General features: G+C 74.0%; 21 protein-coding genes and 1 pseudogene. 10 read left to right on the plus strand and 12 right to left on the minus strand.

The genetic code is table 11. The features are described from left to right. Window positions 1–49: 49 nt before the first annotated feature. The 3 genes from SM611_RS17955 to SM611_RS17965 all read right to left on the minus strand — a co-directional run bounded on the left by SM611_RS17955 (window position 50) and on the right by SM611_RS17965 (window position 2608). Entirely contained in the window at window positions 50–766 is a 717-nt protein-coding gene (locus SM611_RS17955) for an anti-sigma factor family protein (protein WP_371950745.1), read from the minus strand. Next, window positions 763–1356, minus strand: coding sequence for a sigma-70 family RNA polymerase sigma factor (locus SM611_RS17960; RefSeq protein WP_371950746.1), 594 nt, complete (start codon window positions 1354–1356; stop codon window positions 763–765). The genes SM611_RS17955 and SM611_RS17960 overlap by 4 nt, the downstream gene beginning before the upstream one ends. 244 nt (window positions 1357–1600) lie before the next feature. Beyond that, window positions 1601–2608 (minus strand): DoxX family membrane protein, encoded by a 1008-nt coding sequence (locus SM611_RS17965; protein ID WP_371950748.1) that lies wholly within the window; start codon window positions 2606–2608, stop codon window positions 1601–1603. Between the two features lie 90 nt (window positions 2609–2698). On the opposite strand from SM611_RS17965, the gene SM611_RS17970 reads away from it, so the two are divergent. Next, on the plus strand, window positions 2699–3493 hold the full coding sequence (locus SM611_RS17970) for an SOS response-associated peptidase (protein ID WP_371950749.1): 795 nt from the start codon (window positions 2699–2701) through the stop codon (window positions 3491–3493). Window positions 3494–3560: 67 nt separating this feature from the next. Next, the gene (locus SM611_RS17975; protein ID WP_371950750.1) at window positions 3561–3890 is read left to right on the plus strand and encodes a TraR/DksA family transcriptional regulator; all 330 of its coding nucleotides are present in this window, start codon (window positions 3561–3563) and stop codon (window positions 3888–3890) included. A gap of 23 nt (window positions 3891–3913) precedes the next feature. On the opposite strand, the gene SM611_RS17980 is transcribed toward SM611_RS17975, so the two are convergent. After that, window positions 3914–4723 carry a class I SAM-dependent methyltransferase gene (locus tag SM611_RS17980; RefSeq protein WP_371950752.1) on the minus strand — a complete coding sequence of 270 codons (810 nt, stop codon included), beginning with the start codon at window positions 4721–4723 and terminating at the stop codon, window positions 3914–3916. A 329-nt stretch (window positions 4724–5052) separates the two neighbouring features. On the opposite strand from SM611_RS17980, the gene SM611_RS17985 reads away from it, so the two are divergent. The 5 genes from SM611_RS17985 to SM611_RS18005 all read left to right on the plus strand — a co-directional run bounded on the left by SM611_RS17985 (window position 5053) and on the right by SM611_RS18005 (window position 10269). Further along, window positions 5053–5658, plus strand: a complete 606-nt coding sequence (locus SM611_RS17985; RefSeq protein WP_371951036.1) for a sigma-70 family RNA polymerase sigma factor — start codon at window positions 5053–5055, stop codon at window positions 5656–5658. After that, window positions 5655–5951 (plus strand): mycothiol system anti-sigma-R factor, encoded by a 297-nt coding sequence (gene rsrA, locus SM611_RS17990; protein ID WP_371950753.1) that lies wholly within the window; start codon window positions 5655–5657, stop codon window positions 5949–5951. Before SM611_RS17985 ends, rsrA begins: the two co-directional genes overlap by 4 nt. A gap of 41 nt (window positions 5952–5992) precedes the next feature. Beyond that, a complete protein-coding gene (locus tag SM611_RS17995) occupies window positions 5993–6919 on the plus strand; it encodes an NAD-dependent epimerase/dehydratase family protein (RefSeq protein ID WP_371950755.1) in 927 nt (308 codons plus the stop codon). 669 nt (window positions 6920–7588) lie between these two features. Beyond that, entirely contained in the window at window positions 7589–8941 is a 1353-nt protein-coding gene (locus SM611_RS18000; protein ID WP_371950756.1) for an HD-GYP domain-containing protein, read from the plus strand. Next, on the plus strand, window positions 8938–10269 hold the full coding sequence (locus tag SM611_RS18005) for an HD-GYP domain-containing protein (protein ID WP_371950757.1): 1332 nt from the start codon (window positions 8938–8940) through the stop codon (window positions 10267–10269). The genes SM611_RS18000 and SM611_RS18005 overlap by 4 nt, the downstream gene beginning before the upstream one ends. A 23-nt stretch (window positions 10270–10292) precedes the next feature. On the opposite strand, the pseudogene SM611_RS18010 reads toward SM611_RS18005, so the two are convergent. Continuing rightward, window positions 10293–12047, minus strand: a pseudogene (locus SM611_RS18010) (bifunctional copper resistance protein CopD/cytochrome c oxidase assembly protein); the annotation flags it as partial. A 138-nt stretch (window positions 12048–12185) separates the two neighbouring features. Here SM611_RS18010 and SM611_RS18015 point away from each other — a divergent pair. Beyond that, on the plus strand, window positions 12186–13604 hold the full coding sequence (locus tag SM611_RS18015) for an SPFH domain-containing protein (protein WP_371950759.1): 1419 nt from the start codon (window positions 12186–12188) through the stop codon (window positions 13602–13604). 16 nt (window positions 13605–13620) lie between these two features. Here the strand turns inward: SM611_RS18015 and SM611_RS18020 are convergent, their stop codons facing one another. The 5 genes from SM611_RS18020 to SM611_RS18040 are packed head-to-tail and all read right to left on the minus strand — an operon-like array spanning window position 13621 to window position 17548. Then, window positions 13621–14805: a cytochrome P450 family protein gene (locus SM611_RS18020; protein WP_371950761.1), complete on the minus strand. Its 1185-nt coding sequence runs from the start codon at window positions 14803–14805 to the stop codon at window positions 13621–13623. Beyond that, window positions 14802–15413 carry a GTP-binding protein gene (locus SM611_RS18025; RefSeq protein ID WP_371950763.1) on the minus strand — a complete coding sequence of 204 codons (612 nt, stop codon included), beginning with the start codon at window positions 15411–15413 and terminating at the stop codon, window positions 14802–14804. Before SM611_RS18025 ends, SM611_RS18020 begins: the two co-directional genes overlap by 4 nt. Continuing rightward, on the minus strand, window positions 15391–15795 hold the full coding sequence (locus SM611_RS18030) for a DUF742 domain-containing protein (protein WP_371950764.1): 405 nt from the start codon (window positions 15793–15795) through the stop codon (window positions 15391–15393). The genes SM611_RS18025 and SM611_RS18030 overlap by 23 nt, the downstream gene beginning before the upstream one ends. After that, entirely contained in the window at window positions 15792–16226 is a 435-nt protein-coding gene (locus SM611_RS18035; RefSeq protein WP_371950765.1) for a roadblock/LC7 domain-containing protein, read from the minus strand. The genes SM611_RS18030 and SM611_RS18035 overlap by 4 nt, the downstream gene beginning before the upstream one ends. After that, entirely contained in the window at window positions 16223–17548 is a 1326-nt protein-coding gene (locus SM611_RS18040; RefSeq protein ID WP_371950767.1) for an ATP-binding protein, read from the minus strand. Before SM611_RS18040 ends, SM611_RS18035 begins: the two co-directional genes overlap by 4 nt. 268 nt (window positions 17549–17816) lie before the next feature. Between SM611_RS18040 and SM611_RS18045 the strand changes: the two genes are divergently transcribed. Together SM611_RS18045 and SM611_RS18050 are read left to right on the plus strand one after the other, a co-directional pair. Further along, window positions 17817–18629, plus strand: coding sequence for a helix-turn-helix domain-containing protein (locus SM611_RS18045; protein WP_371950769.1), 813 nt, complete (start codon window positions 17817–17819; stop codon window positions 18627–18629). An 89-nt stretch (window positions 18630–18718) separates the two neighbouring features. Then, entirely contained in the window at window positions 18719–19975 is a 1257-nt protein-coding gene (locus tag SM611_RS18050) for an FAD-binding protein (protein ID WP_371950770.1), read from the plus strand. On the opposite strand, the gene SM611_RS18055 is transcribed toward SM611_RS18050, so the two are convergent. Together SM611_RS18055 and SM611_RS18060 are read right to left on the minus strand one after the other, a co-directional pair. Continuing rightward, on the minus strand, window positions 19972–21150 hold the full coding sequence (locus tag SM611_RS18055; protein WP_371950771.1) for a sensor histidine kinase: 1179 nt from the start codon (window positions 21148–21150) through the stop codon (window positions 19972–19974). The two genes, SM611_RS18050 and SM611_RS18055, sit on opposite strands and share 4 nt — an antisense overlap. Then, a complete protein-coding gene (locus tag SM611_RS18060) occupies window positions 21147–21803 on the minus strand; it encodes a response regulator transcription factor (protein ID WP_371950772.1) in 657 nt (218 codons plus the stop codon). Before SM611_RS18060 ends, SM611_RS18055 begins: the two co-directional genes overlap by 4 nt. Window positions 21804–21938: the final 135 nt, after the last annotated feature.

Below are 21938 nucleotides of genomic sequence, written 5' to 3' on the forward strand. Positions count from 1 at the left end.
AAGGTTATCGGGCCGCCCGCGTCACCGGCGGCGCGTCACCGGCGGTGCTTCACAGCGGAATGGTGAGCAGTGTTCCGCCGTCGTCCAGCCGCACGACGAAGCGGTCGATCTGCGCCCGGCCGAGGCCCGTGCCGCCCTGCATGATCAGGGGCTTCGGCTGGCCGGGCACGCCGTACCCCTGGTCGGGGACGCGCCAGCCCGCCACGACGCTGCGCTCGCCGTCCAGCGAGACCGCCTCCAGGTGGCACCGCAGCGGCCCCTTGACGCCGCGCAGCTCCAGGCTGACCTGCGTGCCCCAGCCCTTGTCGACCAGGCCGACCGTCCCGGACGCGCCCGTGCTCGCGTCCGCCGCCTGGAACTTCTGCCCCGTGACGGACTGCGCCGCGGGCGGCGGCGCCGGCCGGGCGCCGTCGTCGTCCAGCGCCGCGCCCACCGCGACGCCCGCGCCCAGCGCGACCGCCGCGGCGGCGGTGCCGACCGCGTACGCGCCGCGGCGGAACCGCCGGTCGGCCCGCCGCCTGCGGCGCATCATGTCGATCACGGGGGCCGGTGGTGCGGACGGTTCGTCCTCACCCGCCTCCGGAGCCGGGTCCGCCGCCCCGGGCGCCAGGTCGAGGAGGACCCCCGCCGTCCCGGACAGCTCCCCGAGCTCGGCCTGGCAGCGGCCGCATCCGTGCAGATGCGCCTCGAACGCCCGCCGATCGCCGTCTTCGAGAAGGCCCAGCGCGTAGGCGCCGACGTCGGTGTGCTCGATCTGGGAACTCATGAGGTCACCCCCCTCTCCGCCAAGGCGACGCGCAGGGCGCGCAGGGCGTAGTACACGCGTGACTTGACCGTCCCCACCGGGATGCCGAGGTACTCGGCGGCCTGGTTCACCGTGCGGTCGCGCAGCACCGTCTCCGTCAGCGCCTGCCGATGCGCGGGGGAGAGTGACTCCAGCGCCTCCGTCACGACGACCTTGCGCAGCAGGCCGTCCATCTCGTCCGCCATCGGGAGGTTCTCCAGGGGGCCGTCGCCGACCTCCGGCGGTCTGACCTCGCGCTGCCGCCGGTTGTCGATCACGATACGCCGGGAGACCGTGGCCAGCCACGGCATCAGCGAGGACGTCCGGTCGTCCAGCCGGTCCGCGCTGCGCCACGCCCTGATCATGGTCTCCTGCACCACGTCCTCGGCCCACTGGCGGTCACCGCCGGTGAGCCGGAGGACGAACGCGAGGAGGGGCCGATGGTACTCGCGGTACAGCTCGGCGACGATCTCCTCGTCACCGTCGGCCGAAGGCGGCCGTGCCGTGCCGGGGCGGCGGAGCAGGCTCCGCAGCCCGCCGGGCTGGCGACCGGGCGATCCGGGAAGTGCCATGGCCGGGGCGTCTCCGTTGAGGTGATGTGGGGCTGGAGGACGGGCGCCGGGCGTAGCCCGTCGACTGAATGGTGGTGGGTGGGGGCTGGAGGACGGGCGCCGGGCGTAGCCCGTCGACTGAATGGTGGTGGGTGGGGGCTGGAGGACGGTGGTCACCTGGCAGTACGGGACCGGCCTGCCCCTCGGTTCAACGGACTTCAGACTCTTTTAAGGTTCTCTTCGGAAAACCGGCGCCCGACCGGGTTCAGCGCTTGACCGCCTCCAGGACCTTGCCCGCCTGGACGGCCGTGCCCGTCTTGACCGTCTTGCCGGCCTTCATCGCCTTCGCGGCCTGGGTCGACGTGCCCGCCTTCACGCTCTTGCCCGCCGCCTTGCCGGCCTTCGCGGCCTTCCCGGCCCGGTGGGCCGCCGCCGCCCGGATGTCCGGGGCGCCGCCGCGGGAGAACCGGCTGCCGGCCTTGGCGCCGCCCCGGATGCTCGCGAGCACACCCGTCGCCTTGCCGGCCTTGAACGTCCCGGCGGCGCCGAGCCTCGTCAGCGCGCCGCCCGCCTTGCCCGCCTTGCCCGCCTTGGCCGCCTTGCCGGCCTTGCTCGCCTTGCTCGCCTTGCGGGCCGTCAGCAGGCCGCCCGTCTTGGCGGCCTTCTTCATCCCGGCCGCCTTCATCCCGGCGGTCTTCGCGGACTGCCGGGCGGCCATGCGGCCGCCCTCCGCGCGGGCGATCCGCACCTGGCGCGCTGCCTCGCGGCGGGCCTCGCGCAGGGTCGCGGCGGCCTCCCGCCGCATGGCCTTGGCCTCGGCGCCGCTCCTGACCTGCGCGTCGTGCACCGCGCGCCGCAGCTCCGCCGCACGCGGCGGGCGGCGCGGCTCGGTCGCCGACATGAGCAGCGCGCCGAACAGCGCGGCGTTCTTCAGCAGGTGGGAGCGCTCGTCGGCGCGGCGCTCGGGGTCGTCCTCGGTCCAGTAGCGGTGCTCGGTCGCCAGCGCGGGGATCAGCTGCGCCGCGAGCAGCAGCGTCGTCAGCCGCCGGAGCCTCCCGGTCAGCAGCAGCGCGCCCGTGCCCAGGCTGAGCGCGCCCTCGATGCGGACGAGGGTCTCGGGGTCCTTCGGCATCCACTCGATCCGGTCGGCGACCGGCTTGACGGCCGGGCCGACCCGCTCGGCGCGCTCGCGCGGATCGCGGATGGCGTCCAGGCCGGTCATGATGTAGGGCGCCGCCACGAGGGGGCGGGCCAGGGTCGTGAAGGGTCGCATGACCCGCTACATGCCCAACGTGCCGCGCCTCAAGCGCGCGCCGCCGCGCCGTCGGCCGTCCGCGTCAGACGCGCATGGTCTCATGGGAGCATGTGCGGACGCTATGCCACGACCCGGGCGCGCCAGGAGCTGCTGGACGAGTTCCAGGTGCAGCTCGACGCCGTCGAAGGGGACATCCAGCCCGACTACAACGTCGCGCCGACGAAGCAGGTGCCGGTCGTCCTGAACCGGCGCCCGAAGGACGCCCCCGAGGAGGAGCCCGCGGTCCGCCAGCTGCGGACGGTGCGCTGGGGCCTCGTCCCGTCCTGGGCCAAGGACCTGTCGATCGGCTCCCGCATGATCAACGCCCGGTTCGAGACCGTGCACGAGAAGCCGTCGTACCGCCGCGCCTTCGCGCGCCGCCGCTGCCTGCTGCCCGCCGACGGCTACTTCGAGTGGTACACGCTCCAGGACCAGGGCGCCTCGCCCGACCCGGCGGAGGGCGAGAAGAAGGGCAAGAAGAAGCCGCAGAAGCAGCCCTACTTCATCCACCCGAACGACGGCGCGATCATGGCGATGGCCGGGCTGTACGAACTGTGGAAGTCGCCCGAGGACGAGTGGGTGTGGACGTGCACCGTCATCACCACCGACGCGCCCGACGACCTCGGCCGGATCCACGACCGGATGCCGATGGTCGTCGAGCCGGACCGGTGGGACGCCTGGCTCGACCCTTCGCTCACCGACACCGAGCGGGTCCGCGGCCTCCTGGTGCCCGCCATGGCCGGGACAATGGACGCCTACCCGGTGTCAAAGGCCGTCAACAGCGTGCGAAACAACGGGCCGGAACTCATAGAACCGGCCAATTCTGGGGATAGTCCCGGCAACCATTCCGGCAGTTTGTTCTGACCGGCTGTTACGACCGGCGCGGCCTCGGCGGGGGAGGGCCGCCCCTGCGGGAGGAGTGCGCTCGACCGTGGACACCGCCGCCGCCCGTTCCCGCCTTGAGGCCATGCTCGCGGATCTGGACCGGTCCATCGCCATTCTCCGCGGCGAGACCCCCGAGCGCGACGATTCCCGCGCCGACGCCGGGGCCGGGCTCGCCGCGCACGACCGCGTCGAGGCCGCCCTCGCGTCCCTGGAACGGCACCGCGGCGGCGTGGCCGCCGCCCTGGAGCGGATCGCCGCCGGCGGGTACGGCCTGTGCGTCGACTGCGGCGAGCCCGTCCCCGAGGGCCGCCTGGAGGCCCGCCCCGACGCCGCCCGCTGCCTCCCCTGCCAGACCGGGCACGACCGCCGGCGCTGACGGCCCGCCGGCCGGCCGGTTCGCTACCGGGCTCTGCGGGCGCTGGCGAGCAGGTGGATGCCCAGCGACTCGTCCGTCTGGGGGGCGTTCAGCTCGGTCCGGACGAGGCGGGGCAGCGCGCGCGGCGACTCGGCCAGGACGTGCTCGACCGTGGACGGCGACAGCACCGTGCGCGGCCTGATCCACTCGACGTCGAGGCCGGCGTCCGCGAGCAGCTCGCGGAGCTGGTGGGACGAGAACGAGCGCGTGATCGTCCCGTCCGGCCAGGGGACGAGGACGACCTCGGCGCTCGGGACGTCCGACAGGTGCGCCCAGTAGTTCCGCTCGGCGAGCAGCGCCAGGCCGAGGGTGAGGGAGTCGACGCAGAGCAGGACGCGGCCGCCGGGCCGCAGCACGCGGGCGATCTCGGCGACGGTGGTCTCGGTGGCGAGGTGCCGGGACAGCACCCGGTTCTCGGCGATCACGGCGTCCATGGTGGCGTCGGCCAGGTAGGTGAGCGCGCCGGAGTCGCCGATCAGCGGGATGGTGTCCCCTGCCGGCCGGGGTGCCTGCGGGGGGTCGTCCTGGGGTGCGCGGCCGGTGCGGCCGGGGTCGCGGACCTCCAGCACCGCGTGGCCGGCGCCGGCGGCCACGGCGGCGCTGCGGCCGTGCCCGCCCGAGACGTCCAGCACGCGGGACGGCCTGCGCGGCAGCCAGCGCGCGAGCTGGGCGTCCGCGACGGCCCGGTAGAACGTCCAGTAGCGCGCGAGGGAGTCCCCGGCCGCTTCTCCGGAGGTGTCGCGCAGGCTGGCGATGGTGGGCTCGGACGGTCGCGCCGAAGGCACGGAGTGCACCTATTGCTCCTGTTCTCGCCGTGTATGTGACTACCTTCCCCGTCCGGAGCCGGTCATCACCCTGAGTGACCCGGACCGGGGATTCGGCCAGGGGTTCCGATGGGGAATCGGTGGGGCCGTTCCGGTGTTGCACCGTCTCACAGAGAGCAATACGGAGGTGCGATCCGATGACCACAGCCGTCGCCGAACAGCAGCGGAACGCCGGCACGGCGGTGTCCCGCGGCGACGCGCGGGCACCCGTCCGCGTCGGCAGGCCGCGCGGACCGATATCGTCTGTGGGATACGACGCCGACGGCCAAGCCACGGCCACGGGCGCCACAGCCGAGGGGGTGGGTCAGGTACCGGGCACCACGGAGACCGTGGAGCAGCGCCAGGAGCGGTTCCAGCGCGACGTGCTCCCGTTCTTGGACCAGCTTTACTCCGCCGCGCTGCGCATGACGCGCAACCCGGCCGACGCCGAGGACCTCGTCCAGGAGACCTTCGCCAAGGCGTTCGCGTCCTTCCACCAGTTCAAGGAGGGCACGAACCTCAAGGCCTGGCTCTATCGCATCCTGACCAACACGTTCATCAACTCCTACCGCAAGAAGCAGCGCCAACCCCAGCAGGCCGCCACCGACGACATCGAGGACTGGCAGATCGCGCGCGCCGAGTCGCACACCTCCAGCGGGCTGAAGTCCGCGGAGGCCGAGGCGCTGGAGCACCTGCCCGACAGCGACGTGAAGCGGGCGCTGCAGGATCTGCCCGAGGAGTTCCGGATCGCCGTCTACCTCGCGGACGTCGAGGGCTTCGCCTACAAGGAGATCGCCGAGATCATGGGCACGCCCATCGGCACGGTGATGTCCCGCCTGCACCGCGGCCGGCGCCAGCTCCGCGGCATGCTGGAGGACTACGCCGAGGACCGCGGGCTCACCCGGGCCGGCAGGGGGTCATCATGAGCTGCGGCAACCACCACGAGACGCCCTGCGACGAGGTACTGGCGCGGGTCTACACCTATCTCGACGGTGAGCTCGACCAGGGCGGCTGCGGCGAGGTGCGCCAGCACCTCGACGAGTGCGGGCCGTGCCTGCGCGAGTACGGGCTCGAAGAGGCCGTCAAGAAACTGGTGAACAAGTCCTGCGGGTGCGAGCAGGCCCCGACGGACCTGCGCGCCAAGGTGCTCGGCCGCATCGAGGAGATCTGCGGCGAGATCAAGTCGTCCGGCGGCGCGGACAAGGCCGAGAGCGTCTGAGCGCCTGAGCGTCTGACCGCGGCTTCGGTATCGTGCCGGGGGTGCTAGCACTCGTCACCGGCGCGGCCGGGTTCATCGGTTCCCATCTCGTCGACCGGCTGCTCGCGGACGGCCACGAGGTCATCGGCGTGGACGACCTGTCGTCCGGCGCGAACGTCCGTCCCGGCGTGGAGATGTGGGAGATGGACGTCGCCGACCCCGCGCTCGTGGAGAAGGCCGCGGCGCGCCGCCCCGAGGTCGTCTGCCATCTCGCCGCGCAGGTCAGCGTCCGCGCCAGCGTGTCCGACCCGCTGGCCGACGCCCGGACGAACGTGGTGGGCACCGCCAACGTGCTGGAGGCGGTCCGCGCGGCGGGCGGACGCAAGGTGGTGTTCACGTCCAGCTGCGCGGTGTACGGGGTGCCGGACGCACTGCCCGTCCCGGCGGACGCCGAGCTGCGTCCCGCGTCGCCGTACGCCGCCTCGAAGGTCTCCGGCGAGGTCTACGCCGGGATGTACCGGCGACTGCACGGCATCGACTTCACGACGCTGACGCTGGCCAACGTCTACGGGCCGAGGCAGACGCCCGAGGGGGAGGCCGGCGTCGTCTCCATCTTCACGGACGCGCTGCTGTCCGGCCGTCCGACGAAGGTGTACGGCGACGGCACGCAGACCCGCGACTACGTCTACGTCCTGGACGTGGTGGACGCGTTCGCCCGTGCGGCGGGGGACGCGGGCGGCGGGCGCCGCTTCAACGTGGGCACCGGGCTCCAGACGTCCGACCGCGACCTGCACACCCTCGTCGCCGAGGCGGCGGGCGCGCCCGACGACCCGGAGTTCGCCCCGCCCAGGCTGGGCGACCTGCCCGCGATGTCCGTCGACCCGCGGGCGACGCGGGAGGCGCTCGGCTGGGAGCCGAGGACGCGGCTGCCCGGCGGCATCGCCGAGACCGTCGCCTGGGCCCGCGGGCGGAACGCGCCGCGCGGCTGATCGCGCGCGATGACCGCGGATCCACGGCCGATCACGGTGCGGGCGGCCCGCGGCCCGGCTGAATTCGGCGGCATACCCCAAAACACGGGCTTGTCGTATTGTGGCCATTTCCTTGGGGTGAGTCTTTTTCATCCGAGAGGTACGGTACGAGCTACCGCCATGGCGGGCCGGGGAGTTCTCCGCCGCGCCAAAAGGACCCGATGGCCGGTGCATTGGCGGATGCACGTGCATTCTGGTGTGCACCCGCATTGTGCGATTACGTTGAGTGCTTTCCATCCGACAATTGATCACCTATGGTGACGACCACTTCACGCTTTGCTCAGATTTTCCCTCACGCGTGTGTGACCTGGGCAGTTCGCGTTAGGCTTGTGCCGAAATCAGCGACGGGAGCACGTGCGCGCCGATGCAATTCGGGGTATGTGCTCGCCCGGGAGGCCGGGCCCGCGCCCGGCCCCGAACACGGCCGGTCGCGAGGCCGGGAGGCCCGGTTCGGCGGGGGGAGGCAGAGAGCCATGCGCAAGCGTGTGTCGCCGGCAGGACACGGCCGGTGCCCGGGCGCCTCGGCGTCGTCGTTGATGCTGACCAAGGGCGTGTCCTGGGTCTAGGCGCCGTCCGGCGCACAGCACCCCGGCGGCGGCCCGCCATCTCGTCACTCCCCGAGGGGCGGCAATGCGTGGACTTCCTCTCGCTGCCTGGGCGTACGTCTGCGGTGTGGTGGCCCTCGCGGCCGGCCTCATCGCGACGTCGTCCTTCGCGGAGCTGGACTGGGGCAAGCTGGCCGTGCTGGCGCTGCTGTTCCTCGTCTGCGACTCGGCGCCCGCGCGGCTGAACGTCGCGCGGGCCAAGGTGTCGCTCAGCTTCGCCGCGAGCCTGGCCTCGGTCGTGCTGCTCGGCCCGGTCGGCGCCGCGCTGCTCGGCCTGGTCGCCGTCGTCACCGGGCAGCGGTTCTTCGCCCCGGTCAAGCGGATCTTCAACGGCGCGCAGTTCGCGCTCAGCGGCTTCATCGCCGGGACGGTCTTCGACCTCCTCGGCGGCGCCCGCTTCCACCCCGAGCAGGCCCGCTGGGTGGAGAACGTCATCGGACCGTTCCTCGGCGCGCTGGTCACCTTCGTGCTGGTCAACCTGACGCTGATGGGCGGGGTGCTGCTGCTCAGCCGGCAGACGACGCCGCGCGAGTGGCTGCACGAGAGCGGCCAGCTCGCCGTCGGCTGCCTCGGCTACGGCATGGTCGGGCTGCTGATCGCCGGGCTGTGGCCGCGGGTCGGGCCGTTCGCCGCCGTCCTCGTCCTGCTCCCGCTGTTCATCGCCCGCTGGGCGATGGACCAGGCGTACGCGCAGCAGCAGGCGCACGCCGCGACGCTCGCCGCGCTGTGCCAGGCGGTCGAGACCAAGGACTTCTACACCCGCGGCCACTCCGAGCGCGTCTCCCGCGGGTCGGTGATGATCGCGCAGGAGATCGGGATGCGCGCCGACCGGGTCGAGGCGATCCGCTACGCCGGGATGCTGCACGACGTCGGCAAGCTCGGCGTCCCCACCAAGGTGCTGCAGAAGAACGGGCCGATGACCGAGGAGGAGTTCGCCGCGATCCAGCTGCACCCGATGCGCGGGCTGGAGATCGTCCGCGAGATCGGGTTCCTGGACGAGGCGCTCGCCGGGATCATGCACCACCACGAGAAGATGAACGGCCGCGGCTACCCGATGGGCCTCGCCGGCGACGAGATCCCCGAGTTCGCCCGGGTCATCTCGGTGGCGGACGCGTTCGACTCGATGACCTCGACGCGCTCCTACCGGGCCGCCCGCAGCATCGAGGCGGCGGTCGACGAGCTGCGCCGCGGCATGGGCGACCACTTCGACCCGGAGATGGTCGAGGCGTTCCTGCGGGCGCTCGACCGCGACGGCTGGGAGCCGCCCGAACCCGTCGTCCTGCCGGACGACGCCGTCGCCGAGACCACCCAGCAGGATCACGACGACCCGAGCGCGCCGCTGCGCGTCACCGGCGGCGACGAGGTGCGGCGCCAGTGACCACCGGCCAGATCCCGGCCCGGGAGCGGGCCGCGTGGCAGACCATCGACTCCGGCCAGCTGCTGCTGATCGCGACCGCCGGGCTGTTCGTCGTCGTCGCGATCACGCAGGTCGCGGCGGTCGGGCTCCGGCAGCCCAACATCGCGATCATCTTCGGCGTGCTGATCGCGCTCGGCGAGCTGTTCCGCATGGTGATGCCGGGCAACCGGGAGGTCGCGCCGATCGCGAGCGCGGGCGCGATGGGGTACGCGCTGCTGGTCGGCGTCGGCCCCGAGGGCGCCGCGCCGGACGCGTGGCTCGGCGTCGTCCCGGCGGAGCACTCCGCGCTGCAGGTCGTCGCGGTCACCGCGGTCGGCATGCTGGTCGGCTCGCTGCCGCACATCGCGGTGGGCCGGACGCCGCGGCCGGACGCGATGGCCCGCCGGCTGTTCAACGTCGCGGTCATCGCGCTGTGCTTCCGGCCGATGCTGTCCCTCGACCTCGCCTGGTACCTGCTGCTGGCCGTGATGGGCGTCGTGGTGATCGCGTCCTGCTTCATCGACGTGCTGATCGCGGCGATGATCCGGGCGGAGGCCGTCCGCGCCCGGTTCGGCATCGCGCTGCGCGACGAGATCGAGGCGAAGATCGCGCTGTGCGCGGCGACCAGCGCCACCGCCATGCTGATCGCGGTCGCCACGACGGCGATGGGCGAGGCGGCGCTGCTGATCTTCACGGTGCCGATCCTGGTGACGCAGTTCGCGTTCCGCCGGTACGCCGGCATCCGCGCCACGTACCTGGAGACCGTCCGCGCGCTGTCGCGGGTCACCGAGGTGGGCGGCTACGTGGAGGCCGGGCACTCGCGGCGGGTGGCCCGGCTCGCCGTGGCGATGGGCCGCGAGCTCGGCATGTCCGAGGAGGAACTGCTCGAACTGGAGTACGCGGCGCTGATGCACGACATCGGGCAGCTGTCGCTCGGCGACCCGATCCCGGGCGGCGCGACCGTGCTGGCGTCCCCGGCCGAGCAGCGCCGCATCGCCGAGCTGGGCGCCGAGGTCATCAAGCAGACCGGGGTGCTGGACCGGGTGGCGCACATCGTGCAGCTGTCCTCGCACCCCTACCGGACGGGCCGCGAGCCCGTCGGCGACTCGGGGGAGCGGCCGATCCCGCCGCCGCTGGCCGGCCGCATCATCAAGGTCGCCAACGCCTACGACGACCTGGTGGGCGACTCCGCCGACCGCGACCGGGGCGCCGCCGTGCTGGAGCGGCTCCGGCTCGACTCGGCCGCCGAGTACGACCCGACGGTCGTGGAGGCGCTCAGCCGGGTCGTCGACCGGCGGCCGCGGCCGTAGAGCCCGTGCGCCGCCGTGACGGCGGCCGCCGACGTCCAGAGCAGCAGCGCGCCGAGGTGCTGGTCGTCCAGCGGTGACGCGCCCCAGCGGCGGCCGAGGTCCTCGTACCAGCCGCCGAGGACGGTCCCGTCCCGCATGAGCGCGACCCCGGCGATCACGTGCAGGGGCAGCACGGCCAGCGGGGCGAGCGTCCCGGCGGTCCCGCGGAAGTAGGCGAGCCCGACGGCGAGGAAGCCGAGCATCGCGAGCGAGTGGAGGGCGTGGTTGCTGAGCGACGGCGCGAACAGCGGCGACACGTACCACGCGTAGAGGCTGAGCAGGAGCAGCGCGGACGAGACGGCCGGGTGGGCCAGTGCCCGGAGGCCCCGGCTGCCCGCCGCGGCGTCGAGCAGGGCGCGGGCCTCACCGCGCATCCCCCTGAGGGCCAGCCGCACCGGCGCGCCGTAGAGCAGCAGGAGCGGCGCGACCACCCCGACGAGGACGTGCTGGACGGCGTGGGCGCTGAACAGGACCATGCTGTAGCGGGCGATCCCGCTCGAACTGGCGAGCAGCAGGACGAGCAGCCCGCCGGCCCAGGCCGCGCTCCGCCGCAACGGCCAGTCCCGGACGCGCGCGACGCCCACCCCGTACAGGACGGCCCCGGCGGCGATCAGCACGGACAGCAGCGGGTCGATCCACCAGTCGAGCAGGTACGGGCCGATCCCGGCGGGGCCGGGCAGCGGGAAGCCGAGCCGCAGCGCGACGACGTCCAGGGTGCCGGGTGCGTTCTCCGGCGGGGGCGTGCGGGACAGCCCGACGGCGAGCGCCATCGTCGCGATCATCACGAGGACCTCGGCCGTGCCCAGCCGCAGGAAGGGGCGCCTGCCCGTCCCGTCCCGCAGGGCGGGGATCGTGGCGCGGCGGTGCCACCATCCGAGCGCGCCGAGGGCGGCGAGCGCCGCGCCCTTCGCGACGACCAGCGTCCCGTACCGCGACCCGAGGTGGACGCCGCCGAGCCGCACCCAGGCGTTCACGGCGCCGCTCGCCCCGACGACGACGAACGCCGCGAGCGCGAGCCCGCTGTACCGTTCCACGACCCGCGCGAGGTCCTCCCGGACGTCCGGCGCGACGGTGACGAGGGCGACGAGCCCGCCGGTCCACAGCGCGACGCCCAGCACGTGGGCGGCGAGGCTGTAGACGGCGAGCGCGTGGTTCGAGGCGTTCGCGGCGTGGCCGGTGAACAGCGGTGGCAGCAGCCCGGCGAGCGCGCCGGTGAGCAGGTACCCGGCGCCGCCCGCCGCGCGCGGCAGGCTCGCCGCGACCGCGAGGACGACGGCGGCGGCGAGGACGAGGAGCAGCGCTCGCCCCTGCGGCAGTTCGACGACGAGCGTCCGCACCATGGCGCCGGTGACGCCGCCGGGCCCCACCCCGAACAGGTCGAGGATGGTGAACACGATCAGCGCCAGCGTGCAGAGCGCCCACGCGAGCGCGGTCAGCGCGGCGGCGCGCAGGCAGCGGCGGCCGGTTCCGGACGTCCCCGGGACGAACACGGCCGCGACCAGCAGCCAGCCGACCGTGAGGACGGCCGCGACGTCGCCGCCCAGCTTCGCCGTCGACAGGCCGACCTTGGTCAGCGCGCCCGCCTGCGACAGCCCCGGGGTCGCGGTCTCGCTGAACGCGCCGCCGAGCCGCACGACGAGCGCGAGCACGACCAGCGCGAGCGCCGAGGCGCCGATGACGAGCAGCACGCGGTCGATGCGGTCCGGGTGCGCCTCATGTGTCGCCTCATGTGTCGCCACGGCCAGAAATACGCGTACACCGGGGCAGAAAGTTCATTACTGTGTCGGCCAAGCCGCATCTCGCGCCGGGGCCGCCCGCCGGGTCGGCCCCCCGTTCCGCCGGCTCAGCCGGCCCTTGTGATCCCGCCGAGGAGCGAGATGAGCGCGCAGCAGCCGGGGAGCAACACGTATCTGGAGAAGGTCGTCGCGCAGCAGGCGGTGCTGGAGGACGACCTGAAGGGCCGGCGCGCCCCCGCCATGCCCGCCGCGCCGGGCGCCGTCCCGCCGCCGGGCCCGCTGGTGAAGCGCGAGCGCGCCCTCGGCCGCGCCGCGGGCGGCGAGCGCACCGCGCCCGGCCCCGTGGACGTGCGGATCACCGGGTTCTGGCGGTGGAGGAACGTGCTCGTCCCGCCGAACGCGTTCGTCGTGCACACCCGGCGCGGGCGGGCCGAGCCGCTGCACGTCGGGCTCGGGGTGTCGTTCCGGTTCAACCCGTCCACGGACTCGTTCATCGTGGTTCCGGGCGCGACGCAGACGATCCTGATCAACGCGTACTGCATCTGCCGCGAGCTGCAGGGCGTGCTCGTCCAGGGCTACGTGCAGTGGATCATCCAGGACTTCGCCACCGCGTACCGCAAGCTCGACTTCGGCGACGCCGACGACCCGATGCGGCTGGTGAACCTCCAGCTCCGCGAGCAGGCCGAGGCGGCGATCAAGGACAAGGTCTCCACGATGGGGGTGCGGGACGTCCTCAGTGACAAGCAGCCCATCATCGAGGAGCTGACGGCCCGGCTGCGCGCGGTGGCCGAGGGCGAGGACACCGGCGACCAGGGGCTCGGGCTGCGCATCGTCACCGTGCAGATCAAGGAGGCCGTGGTCAGCTCGTCCCAGCTCTGGGAGAACCTCCAGAAGCCGTACCGGGCCGAGCAGGGGCAGGTCGCGCGGCTGGCCGAGCTGGAGGCCGAGGAGATCGTCGGGCAGCGGGAGATGACGGCCGCGCGCACCAAGGAGTCGCAGCGGCTCGCCCACGAGCGGGAGCTGGCCGAGCTGCGCGCCGCCAACGAGTCGCGGCGGTTCGACGCCGAGACCGCCGAGAAGCTGCGCCGCACCCGGCGCGAGCACGACGACTCCCGCGAGGTCGCCGAGCTGGAGACGGAGACGACGCGGCACGCGCTGCGGATGGAGCGCGAGCGCCACGCCGAGGAGGCCGAGACGGGGCGGCTGCGCATCGAGCGCGACCACGAGCTGGCCCGGCTGCGCACCGAGGGCGAGCTGGCGCTGGCCGACTCGCGGGCGCGGTCCCGGCACGAGCAGGCCCTGCTGGACCTGGAGCGGGAGGGGGCCCGCGCCGCGCTGGAGAACGACCGCACGCCCGCGGCCGTGCAGGCGCGGCTCATCGCCTCGCTGCCGGAGATCATGGCCAAGCTGCCCAAGCCGGACGAGCTGCGCACCGTCACCGTCAACGGCGCCGACCAGACCAGCGTGGCGGGCCTGATCACCCAGCTGACGGCCGTCATCGGCGCGCTCCGCGCCGCCACGGACGGTCCGGCCGGGGACGGCCCGGTCAGGGGCGGTTAGCTCAGGGGCGGTCAGGTCAGGGACGGCTCCCGGCCGGCGGGAACGTGACGGGGAGGGCGACCAGGGCGCGGTGGAAGGGGCCCGGCCGCCACTCCAGCGCGTCCCTCGGGACGGCCAGGTCCAGGTCCGGCAGCCGGTCGAGGAGCACCTCGATGGCGGCGGACGCGATCAGCCGCGAGTGGCCCTTGGCGGGGCAGGTGTGCGGCCCGCCGGTGTAGGACAGGTGCGCGCGGTTGCCCTTCCGGTCGGCGGTCGCCCGGGACGGGTCGGTGTTCGCGGCGCCGTAGCTGATCAGGACGGGCTGGTGGGCGGGCAGCGTGTGCCCGTGGAAGTCGATGTCCTGGCGGGGGAACGTCGTCCCGTAGTTGGCCATCGGCGGGTCGGTCCAGAGGATCTCGTCCAGCGCGTCCTCGACGGGCATGCTGCCGCCGGACAGGTCGCCGGCGAACCGGTCGTCCGACAGCAGCAGCAGGATGCCGTTGGCGATGAGGTTCTGCTCCGGCTCGAGGCCGGCGCCCATGAGCAGCGTCAGCTGCTGCGCCATCTCGAGGTCGTCGAGTGCGGCGGGGTGGCGCATCATCCACGACGTCACGTCCGCGCCCGGCGCCCGCCGCTTGTGCGCGACGAGTTCGGCGGTGGCCTCGGCGAGCAGCGCGTTGCCCTCCTCCGCGCCCTCGGTGTCGAAGATGGCGCTCATCCCGCGCAGGAGCTTGTCGCCGATGTGGTGCGGGCAGCCGAACATCTCGTTGAAGACCAGCAGCGGCAGCGTGCGCGCGTACTGCCCGATGAGGTCGGCCTCGCCGTCGGCCGCGAACCGGTCGATGAGCGTGTCCGCGCCGGCCTGGACCTGGTCGCGCAGCGACACCGGGTCGACGCGGTCCAGGCTGTCGACGATCACGGACCTGAGGCGCGCGTGCACGGAGCCGTTGGTGAACAGCGCGCTCGGCCGGGACATCATCATCGGCAGCACCGGGCAGCTCGGCCCGACCTGCTCCTCCCACACCTCGCTGCAGCGCGGGAACGTGTCCGGGTCGCGGAGGATCTCCAGCGCCGCCTCGTACCCGACGACCAGCGTCGCCGGGACGCCGGGGGCGAGCTCGACGGGGGCGAGGTCGCCGTGGGCGCGCATCCGGGCGTAGGCGGCGGCCGGGTCGTGCGCGTACTCCCGCCCGTACAGGGCGATGCGCGGCGCTTCGGTCATGCGGATTCCCGATCCAGGGTGAGGAGGTGGTCGACGAGTGAGATCAGTGCCTCGGTGGACGACCTGCGGTCGCGGGCGTCGCAGGTGACCAGCGGGGTGCCGGGAGCGAGGTCGAGGGCCTCGCGCACCTCGGCGTCCGGGAAGACGGGGGAGCCGTCGAAGTGGTTCACGGCGACCGCGTACGGCAGGCCCTGCTTCTCCACGATGTCCATGACGGCGAACGACTCCTTGAGCCGGGCCGTGTCCACCAGGATGAGCGCGCCGAGCGCGCCGCGCGCCAGGTCGTCCCAGAGCCGGGTGAAGCGCTGCTGGCCGGGGGCGCCGAACAGGTACAGGACGAGGTCGTCGCTGAGGGTGAGGCGGCCGAAGTCGAGCGCGACGGTGGTGGTCGTCTTGTCGCGGATGCCGGCGAGGTCGTCCACCATCGCGCCCGCCTGCGTCATCCGCTCCTCGGTGCGCAGCGGGCGGATCTCCGAGAGCGTCCCGACGTAGGTGGTCTTGCCGACGGCGAAGTGCCCGACGATGAGGATCTTCACGGCCGTCCGGACGCTCGCGCGGACGTAGGACGTGCCGGGGCGAGCCATCTCAGAGGCTGGCGCGGAGTCCATCGAGCACCTCCTGCAGGAGCCGGGCCTTCGTCTGCCGGGTGGCGGGCGCGGCGGCCCGGGTGGTGAGGTGCCCGCTGTCGACGAGGTCGGAGAGCAGCACCTTGACGACGGCGACGGGCAGCGTGAGATGCCCGGCGATCTCCACGACGGACAGGGCGCCGCCGCGGCACAGCTCGACGATGCGGAGCTTCTCGGGGGACAGCCCGGCGCTCCGGAGCGGTCGCCGGGGGCCCTGGGGGGCCGTGTCCCCGGAGCCGAGCGGCAGGTCGCCGGTGGCGGAGACGAGGGTGACGAGGTCGAACACGTTGCGGGTCGGGTGCGCCCGGCCGCCGGTGACGACGTGCGGGCGCACCAGCGCGCGCTTGCTCCGCCGCGGGGTCATGCGGGACTGCCCGCGCCCGGACGCGGCGGGGTGGTCAGCTCCTTGCCCAGCCGCTGCACCAGTTCCTGGAGCCGGAACGACACGGTCTCCATGTCGACGTGCTGCGTCGCCGACACGGCGAGGTAGGCGCCGGGCCCGGCGGCGACGAGGAACACGTAGCCGTCGTCGAACTCGTTGACCGTCTGCCGCCACGTGGTGGCCGCGTCCCCGCAGAACTCGGCGGTGCTGCGGGCGAGCGACTGCAGGCCCGCCATGCCGGCCGCCTGCCGCTCCGCCTCGTCCCGGCTGATCCGCTCGGAGTGCGCCATGAGGAGCCCGTCGGCCGACAGGAGGATCGCGTAGCGGGTCTCCGGCATCCGCAGCGCGTCGTCCAGCATCCAGCCGAGCCGGTTCGTACCGTCGTCCATCGCGCCGTTCCACCCCTTGTTCATGGCCGCAGGTCCTTGCTCTCGATGCCGGGGCCGGCCGGATCGGCCTCGCCGCCGGCCGGTGTGGCCGCGCGGCCGGACCGCGTCCCGCGCTGCCAGGCGCCGAGGCCGGCCGCGGTCTCCCGGGGCGGGCGGGCCGGCGGGCGCTCCGCGGCGTCCGGCGCGGCGGGCTCGCCGGTCTCGCCCGCGGCGGGCACGGCGGGACGTTCGGCGACGGCCATGCGGCTGCGCTTGGGCAGCCCGCCGGGCGTCGACGCGCCGTCCGCGGCGTCCTCCTCCGCCGGGGCGGGCACGGCGGCCGGTTCGGGCCGCCGCTCGTCCGGGACGGCGGTGAGCAGCGCGGTCGGCACGAACACGACCGCGCGCACGCCGCCGTAGGGGGACTGGCTGTCGACCGACACCCGGAACCCGTACCGGGCGGCGAGCACGCCCGCGACGGCGAACCCGACGCGGGGCGGGTCGCCGAGCCGGTGGATGTCCACGGACGCGTCGCCGGACAGCAGTTCGGCCGCGCGCTTCAGCTCGTCGGCGTCCATCGCGACGCCCGCGTCGTCGATCGTGATGGCGACGCCGTTGTGCGCGGTGCGGAAGCCGACCTCGACGGTGGTGTCCGGACGGGAGTGCCGCGCGGCGTTGTCGAGCAGCTCGGCGAGGGTCAGCACGACCGGCTCGACGGCACGGCTCGTCACCGCGGTGTTCGGCGTCCCTTCGAGGTTGACGCGCAGGTAGTCGCGGATGCGGGAGGTCGCGCCGCGCACCACGTCGGTCAGCGAGGACGCGGAGCGCTGCTGCCCCGGCCACGACCCGCACAGCACGGCGGTGGCCTGGGCGCGCCTGCCGAGCTGGGCGTTCATGTGGTCGATGCGGAGCAGGCCCTCCAGGACGGCGGGGTCGTCGTGGCGCTCCTGCATGTCGGAGATGGCGAGCTGCTGCTCGTTCGCGAGGCTCTGCACGGCGCGCATCATCGCCCGCAGCGTCGACTTCGCCGACCGGTCGGCGCGCTCGCGGACGCGGGCGGCGGAGCCGGCGAACAGGTTCACGACGGTCTCCATGGCCTGGCCGTAGGCGGGGGCCTCGCGGTCCAGGTCGTGCAGCGGGCCGGCGACGCGCAGGCCGGGGTTGGCCAGCGACTCCATCAGCTCGGGCAGCCGGACGTCGGCGAGGTGCCGCAGCTCCTTCTCGCGCAGGTCCAGGCCGCGGGCCAGCACGGCGTTCTGCTCGCGGAGCTCGGCCGTCGCCTGCCGCTGGCGCAGCAGCAGGACGCCGGTGGCGAGGCCGGCGCCCGCCACGATGACGAACGCCGCCGCCAAGAGGAATGGCTCCATCAGGTCCTCGGTGCAGAGGGGATTCGGGCAGGTGGACCGGCCGCGGGGCCGGTGGTGGGGCAGTGGCGCGAACACGTCACAGGTTCGGCACCGTAGGACGGTTCGCGGGGGCGTGCTTGTGCCCGCGCGCAAGGAATGTGCCGCCGGACGCATTACAAGATCACCCACAGTCTGAATCGCGTTACTTTCCGCTGGATTCGGGTGATTCGGCGGCGGTGAGCGTACTACGCTCGGGGCCGCAAGTGATCAACCGGCGGAAGGGCCTGCGGTGGAGGACCTCCTGGGCGGGCCGGCCCGGCCGGACGGTGCCGCCTACCGGCTCGTCCTGTGCGGGGCGGACCGTCCCGGTCCCGCCGCCACCGCGGGCGGCTACCGGTTCCTGCTGCCGCTGCACGGCGAGCTGCTCCTGCTCCAGGACGGCCGCGAGGCCCGGCTCTCCCCGGGGACGGGCGGCCTCGCCGCGCCGGCCGCGCCGCTCCGGGTCGTCCAGCGGTGCCCCGCCCGCGCGCTCGTCCTGACGATCCCGCCGCACGAGGTGGACGGGCGGCTGAACGTCCCCGCCCTCCCGATGACCGGCCTCGACCTGACCGCCGGCCTCGGCCGCGTCGTCGCGGACATGGTGCGGGCCGTCGGCGAGGAGCGCGACACCCTCTCCGAGCCGCAGTTCGACGCCGCCTGCGACCGGATCACCGAACTGCTGTGCCTCATCGTCGCGGGCCGCGGGCGGCCGCCCGCGCCCGGCCACCTCGCCGAGGTGGAGTCCGTCGTGCGCCGGCACGTCCGCGAGCACGCCACCGACCCCGGCCTCACCGGCAGCGCGATGGCGCAGGACCTCGGCTGGTCGCTGCGGCAGATCCAGCTCGCGCTGCAGCGGGCCGGGACCACGCCGCGCGAGCTGATCCGCGAGGAGCGGCTCCGGCTCGTCCGGGACCGGCTGCGCGACCCGCTCTACCGGCACGTCAGCATCACCGACCTCGCCCACGCGACCGGGTTCTCCTCGGCGAGCGCGCTCAGCCACGCCTTCCGCCGCCGCTTCGGCGTCAGCCCCCGCGACCTGCGGCGCACCGGCGCCCGCCGCTGACCGGCGTCATGCCGGATGGCACGGACAAGCCGCCGGCACCCGCCCCGGGGGGTGGTCCCGGGGGCGGGCGGCGGAAGTACGGTGCCGGTGTGGAGAAGCGTGAGGTCGTGGGTTCTGGCAATTGGGCGGGGAACGTCGTCTACGGGGCCGTGCGGACGCATCGGCCGGAGTCCGTGGACGAGTTGCGCCGGGTCGTCGCGGGGAGCCGGCGGATACGGGCGCTGGGGAGCGGGCATTCGTTCAGCCTCGTCGCCGACACCGCCGGGGAGCTCGTCCGGCTCGACGGGCTGCCGCCCGTGGTCGAGATCGACGCGGCGCGGTCGAGCGCGCGCGTCGCGGCCGGGATGCGGTACGCGGACGTCGCCGCCGAGCTGCACGGGAACGGGTTCGCGCTGCCGAACATGGCGTCCCTGCCGCACATCTCGGTCGCCGGATCGTGCGCCACGGGGACGCACGGGTCGGGTGACGGCCTGCGGTGCCTGTCCGCGTCCGTCGGCGCGCTCGAACTCGTCGGGCCGGACGGCGACCTGCTCGAACTGCGGCGGGGCGACGAGGGCTTCCCGGGGGCGGTCGTCGCGCTCGGCGCGCTCGGCGTCGTCACGCGGCTGACGCTGGACGTCGAGCCCGCCTACGAGGTGGCGCAGAACGTCCGGGTCGGGGTGCCGCTCGACGACGTGGCCGCGCGGTTCGACGAGATCTTCGGCGCCGCCTACAGCGTCAGCGCGTTCACCGACTGGCGGAGCGGGGAGGCCGCCGTGTGGCTCAAGTGCCGCACCGACGGGCCGGCGCCGGCCTGGGGCGGCGGGCGTGCGGCGCCCGGTCCGGTGCATCCCGTGCCGGGCATGGACCCGGACGCCTGCACCGTCCAGCTGGGGAGCGCCGGGCCGTGGCACGAGCGCCTTCCGCACTTCCGCCCGGAGTTGACGCCGAGCGCCGGGAAGGAGCTCCAGTCCGAGTGGTTCCTGCCGCGGGAGGCGGCGGCCGAGGCGATGGCGGAGGTCAGGGCGCTGGCGGGTCGCGTCGCGCCCGTCCTGCACGTCTCGGAGATCCGGACCGTGCGGGGCGACGATCTCTGGCTGAGCCCCGCCTACGGCCGCGACTCGGTGACACTTCACTTCACCTGGCACGACGACCTCGTCCGCGTACTGCCGGTGGTCGCCGGGCTGCAGGAGCGGCTCGCCCCGCTGGGCGCCCGGCCGCACTGGGGGAAGGTGGGCACGGCGCCCGCGCCGGAGGTCATCGCCGCCTACGAGCGCGCGCCCGACTTCGCCCGGCTGGCCCGCGAGCTGGATCCCGCCGGGAAGTTCCGCAATCCCTTCGTGGACGCGCTCTTCCCGCGCGGCTAGGCGGCGGGGAGGGCGACGGTGACGGTCAGGCCGCCCTCGTCGCGGGGGACGGCGGCCAGGGCGCCGTCGTGCGCGCGGACGATCGACTGGACGATCGACAGCCCCAGCCCCGCGCCCTTGGCGGTGACGATGCGGTCCCCGTCGAGCCGCCGGAAGGGTTCGAACAGGGCCGGGATCTCGTAGGGCGGGACCTGCGGGCCCGAGTTGGCGACCTCCAGCACGGCCAGGCCGTCCTCGGTGCGGCACGCGACCCTGACCCAGCCGCCCTCGGCGTTGTGCCGCAGCCCGTTCTCCACGAGGTTCTGCACCACGCGTTCCAGGAGGAGGGCGTCGCCCGCCGTCATGGCCTCGGCGGCGTCGGTCTCGACGGCGATGCCGGCCTCCTCGGCCTCGCGGGCGGTCTGGGACGTGACGTGGGCGACGACGTCCGCCAGGTCGACCGGGGCGCGGACGGTGATCTCGTTGTCGGACCGGGCGAGCAGCAGCAGGCCGGTGATGAGGCGCTCGTGCCGCGCGTTGATCTGCAGGAGCGTCTCGCCGAGCTGCCGGACGTCCGGGGACGCCGACTCGCGGTGCATCGCGACCTCGACCAGGGCGCGGCCGAGGGTGAGCGGGGTGCGCAGCTCGTGGGAGGCGTTGGCGACGAAGCGGCGCTGCCCGTCGAAGGACCGGTCGAGCCGCTCCACCATCGTGTCGAAGGTGTCGGCGAGCTCCTTCACCTCGTCGTCCGGGCCGCGCAGCGCGATGCGCTCGTGCAGGCTCCGGTCGGCGGCGGGGGCGCCGGCGATGCGGCGGGCCGTCTCGGTGACGCGGTGCAGCGGGGACAGCACCCGGCCGGCGATGAGCCAGCCGAACCCGGCCGCGGCGCCGCCGACGACGAGCAGCGCGATCGACCCCTGCGTGACCAGCGAGGTGACGGCGGCGTCGTGGAGTTCGGAGCGCTGCTGCTCCTGCCAGACCCGCGTCCTCTCCATGAGGTCGTCGGTGTCCGTCCGCGGGTCGCTCGTGGACGCCGGGCCCGGTCCGGGGTTCACCCGGGTGGCGAGGACCTTGGTGTTCGACCCCGAGAGCTGCTGGTCGAACAGCGCGTAGGTGGCGCCGAGGAGGACGACCCCGGCGACGAGGAACAGGCCGCCGTAGGTGAGGGTCAGGCGGGCCCGCAGCGACAGCCTCATGGGATCCGGTACCCCGCTCCCTTGACGGTCTCGACGACGGGCGGGTCGGCGAGCTTGCGGCGCAGCTTGAGGACGGTGAGGCGGACGGCGCCGGTGAACGGGTCGGCGTGCTCGTCCCACGCCTTCTCCAGGAGCTGCTCGGCGGAGACCACGGCGCCGTCGGCGCGCAGCAGCTCGGCGAGGACCGCGAACTCCTTCCGCGCGAGGGGGACGTAGCGTCCGTCCCGGAACACCTCGCGCCGCGCCGGGTCCAGGGTGATGCCGGCGCGGTGGAGCGTCGGCGGCGCGGCGGGGCGGCAGCGCCGGCCGAGGGCGTGGACGCGGGCGGCCAGCTCGGGGAACGCGAACGGTTTCGTCAGGTAGTCGTCCGCGCCGAGCCCGAGGCCGTCGACCCGGTCGGTGATCTCGGCGGCCGCGGTCAGCATCAGCACCCGCGCGGCCGTTGCGTCCCGGACGATCTCGCGGCACACGTCGTCGCCGTGGACGAGCGGCAGGTCCCGGTCCAGGACGACCACGTCGTAGTCGTTGACCCCGACGCGGTCCAGGGCCGCCTCCCCGTCGTAGGCGAGGTCGACGGCGTGCGCGTCGGCGCGCAGCCATTCGGCGATCGCGTCGGCGAGCAGTCGCTCGTCCTCCACCACCAGCACTCTCATGGCGTCCTCCTCCACCCGGCGATGGTGCCCGACGCCGTGTTTCCTCCCCGTTAGGAAACGGACCGGCGGACGCGGAAACGGTGGGGAAACATCCCGCCGGGTTGCATCGCTCCCCGTCCGGCCGGAACGGCTCCG

The organism is Actinomadura monticuli (genome assembly GCF_041463655.1).
In the GTDB taxonomy this organism is placed as follows: Bacteria; Actinomycetota; Actinomycetes; order Streptosporangiales; family Streptosporangiaceae; genus Spirillospora; species Spirillospora monticuli.

Excerpts from the sequence above, each read along its gene's own strand:
- SM611_RS17955 (WP_371950745.1), bottom strand. The coding sequence starts at position 766 with ATGAGTTCCCAGATCGAGCACACCGACGTCGGCGCCTACGCGCTGGGC.
- SM611_RS18055 (WP_371950771.1), bottom strand. The coding sequence starts at position 21,150 with ATGAGGCTGTCGCTGCGGGCCCGCCTGACCCTCACCTACGGCGGCCTG.
- SM611_RS18030 (WP_371950764.1), bottom strand. The coding sequence starts at position 15,795 with ATGACCCCGCGGCGGAGCAAGCGCGCGCTGGTGCGCCCGCACGTCGTC.
- SM611_RS18020 (WP_371950761.1), bottom strand. The coding sequence starts at position 14,805 with ATGACCGAAGCGCCGCGCATCGCCCTGTACGGGCGGGAGTACGCGCAC.
- SM611_RS18040 (WP_371950767.1), bottom strand. The coding sequence starts at position 17,548 with ATGGAGCCATTCCTCTTGGCGGCGGCGTTCGTCATCGTGGCGGGCGCC.
- SM611_RS17970 (WP_371950749.1), top strand. The coding sequence starts at position 2,699 with ATGTGCGGACGCTATGCCACGACCCGGGCGCGCCAGGAGCTGCTGGAC.
- SM611_RS18015 (WP_371950759.1), top strand. The coding sequence starts at position 12,186 with ATGAGCGCGCAGCAGCCGGGGAGCAACACGTATCTGGAGAAGGTCGTC.
- SM611_RS18025 (WP_371950763.1), bottom strand. The coding sequence starts at position 15,413 with ATGGACTCCGCGCCAGCCTCTGAGATGGCTCGCCCCGGCACGTCCTAC.
- SM611_RS18035 (WP_371950765.1), bottom strand. The coding sequence starts at position 16,226 with ATGAACAAGGGGTGGAACGGCGCGATGGACGACGGTACGAACCGGCTC.
- SM611_RS17965 (WP_371950748.1), bottom strand. The coding sequence starts at position 2,608 with ATGCGACCCTTCACGACCCTGGCCCGCCCCCTCGTGGCGGCGCCCTAC.
- SM611_RS18000 (WP_371950756.1), top strand. The coding sequence starts at position 7,589 with ATGCGTGGACTTCCTCTCGCTGCCTGGGCGTACGTCTGCGGTGTGGTG.
- rsrA (WP_371950753.1), top strand. The coding sequence starts at position 5,655 with ATGAGCTGCGGCAACCACCACGAGACGCCCTGCGACGAGGTACTGGCG.
- SM611_RS18060 (WP_371950772.1), bottom strand. The coding sequence starts at position 21,803 with ATGAGAGTGCTGGTGGTGGAGGACGAGCGACTGCTCGCCGACGCGATC.
- SM611_RS17960 (WP_371950746.1), bottom strand. The coding sequence starts at position 1,356 with ATGGCACTTCCCGGATCGCCCGGTCGCCAGCCCGGCGGGCTGCGGAGC.